Source organism: Streptomyces sp. NPDC003720, assembly GCF_042875075.1.
GTDB lineage: Bacteria > Actinomycetota > Actinomycetes > Streptomycetales > Streptomycetaceae > Streptomyces.
Window position 1 is genome coordinate 2,648 of sequence record NZ_JBIANZ010000022.1, and the last position, 2,431, is coordinate 5,078.

Consider the following 2,431-nt stretch of genomic DNA (forward strand, 5'->3'; position numbering starts at 1 on the left):
GAGTGGGGAAGCCGTAGCGAAAGCGAGTCCGAATAGGGCGACTTTAGTAGCACGCTCAAGACCCGAAGCGGAGTGATCTAGCCATGGGCAGGTTGAAGCGGAGGTAAGACTTCGTGGAGGACCGAACCCACCAGGGTTGAAAACCTGGGGGATGACCTGTGGTTAGGGGTGAAAGGCCAATCAAACTCCGTGATAGCTGGTTCTCCCCGAAATGCATTTAGGTGCAGCGTCGTGTGTTTCTTGCCGGAGGTAGAGCACTGGATAGGCGATGGGCCCTACCGGGTTACTGACCTTAGCCAAACTCCGAATGCCGGTAAGTGAGAGCGCGGCAGTGAGACTGTGGGGGATAAGCTCCATGGTCGAGAGGGAAACAGCCCAGAGCATCGACTAAGGCCCCTAAGCGTACGCTAAGTGGGAAAGGATGTGGAGTCGCACAGACAACCAGGAGGTTGGCTTAGAAGCAGCCACCCTTGAAAGAGTGCGTAATAGCTCACTGGTCTAGTGATTCCGCGCCGACAATGTAGCGGGGCTCAAGCGTACCGCCGAAGTCGTGTCATTGCAGCATATACGGCCAACGCCGGCTGTGATGGGTAGGGGAGCGTCGTCTGCCGGGTGAAGCGGCACTGGAAGGTAGTCGTGGACGGTTGACGAGTGAGAATGCAGGCATGAGTAGCGATACAAACGTGAGAAACGTTTGCGCCGATTGACTAAGGGTTCCTGGGTCAAGCTGATCTGCCCAGGGTAAGTCGGGACCTAAGGCGAGGCCGACAGGCGTAGTCGATGGATAACCGGTTGATATTCCGGTACCCGCTGTGAAGCGTCAAACATCGAGCATCGTGATGCTAAGGCCGTGAAGCCGCCCTGATCTCTTCGGAGTTGAGGGGAGTGGTGGAGCCGCCGAACCAAGCGGTTAGTAGGTGAGTGATGGGGTGACGCAGGAAGGTAGTCCATCCCGGGCGGTGGTTGTCCCGGGGTAAGGGTGTAGGACGAGTGGTAGGCAAATCCGCCGCTCATGTGTCTGAGACCTGATGCCGAGCCGATTGTGGTGAAGTGGATGATCCTATGCTGTCGAGAAAAGCCTCTAGCGAGTTTCATGGCGGCCCGTACCCTAAACCGACTCAGGTGGTCAGGTAGAGAATACCGAGGCGTTCGGGTGAACTATGGTTAAGGAACTCGGCAAAATGCCCCCGTAACTTCGGGAGAAGGGGGGCCACACTCGGTGATCCGATTTACTCGGTGAGCTGGGGGTGGCCGCAGAGACCAGCGAGAAGCGACTGTTTACTAAAAACACAGGTCCGTGCGAAGCCGTAAGGCGATGTATACGGACTGACGCCTGCCCGGTGCTGGAACGTTAAGGGGACCGGTTAGCTCTGATTCGTCAGGGCGAAGCTGAGAACTTAAGCGCCAGTAAACGGCGGTGGTAACTATAACCATCCTAAGGTAGCGAAATTCCTTGTCGGGTAAGTTCCGACCTGCACGAATGGCGTAACGACTTCTCGACTGTCTCAACCATAGGCCCGGTGAAATTGCACTACGAGTAAAGATGCTCGTTTCGCGCAGCAGGACGGAAAGACCCCGGGACCTTTACTACAGTTTGATATTGGTGTTCGGTTCGGCTTGTGTAGGATAGCTGGGAGACTTTGAACTCTGGACGCCAGTTCAGGGGGAGTCGTCGTTGAAATACCAGTCTGGTCGTGCTGGATGTCTAACCTGGGTCCGTGATCCGGATCAGGGACAGTGTCTGATGGGTAGTTTAACTGGGGCGGTTGCCTCCTAAAGAGTAACGGAGGCGCCCAAAGGTTCCCTCAGCCTGGTTGGCAATCAGGTGTTGAGTGTAAGTGCACAAGGGAGCTTGACTGTGAGACCGACGGGTCGAGCAGGGACGAAAGTCGGGACTAGTGATCCGGCGGTGGCTTGTGGAAGCGCCGTCGCTCAACGGATAAAAGGTACCCCGGGGATAACAGGCTGATCTTCCCCAAGAGTCCATATCGACGGGATGGTTTGGCACCTCGATGTCGGCTCGTCGCATCCTGGGGCTGGAGTCGGTCCCAAGGGTTGGGCTGTTCGCCCATTAAAGCGGTACGCGAGCTGGGTTTAGAACGTCGTGAGACAGTTCGGTCCCTATCCGCTGTGCGCGTAGGAGTCTTGAGAAGGGCTGTCCCTAGTACGAGAGGACCGGGACGGACGAACCTCTGGTGTGCCAGTTGTTCTGCCAAGGGCATGGCTGGTTGGCTACGTTCGGGAGGGATAACCGCTGAAAGCATCTAAGCGGGAAGCCTGCTTCGAGATGAGGACTCCCACCCACTTGATGGGGTAAGGCTCCCAGTAGACGACTGGGTTGATAGGCCGGATCTGGAAGCCAGGTAACTGGTGGAGGTGACCGGTACTAATAGGCCGAGGGCTTGTCCTCAGTTGCTCGCGTCCACTGTGT

General features: G+C 56.7%; 1 rRNA gene (only partly in view). It reads left to right on the top strand.

Features of this window, described 5'->3' with window-relative positions:
- Window positions 1-2,410, top strand: a 23S ribosomal RNA gene (locus tag ACFYU0_RS35360) (it extends 812 nt beyond the left edge of the window).
- Window positions 2,411-2,431: the final 21 nt, after the last annotated feature.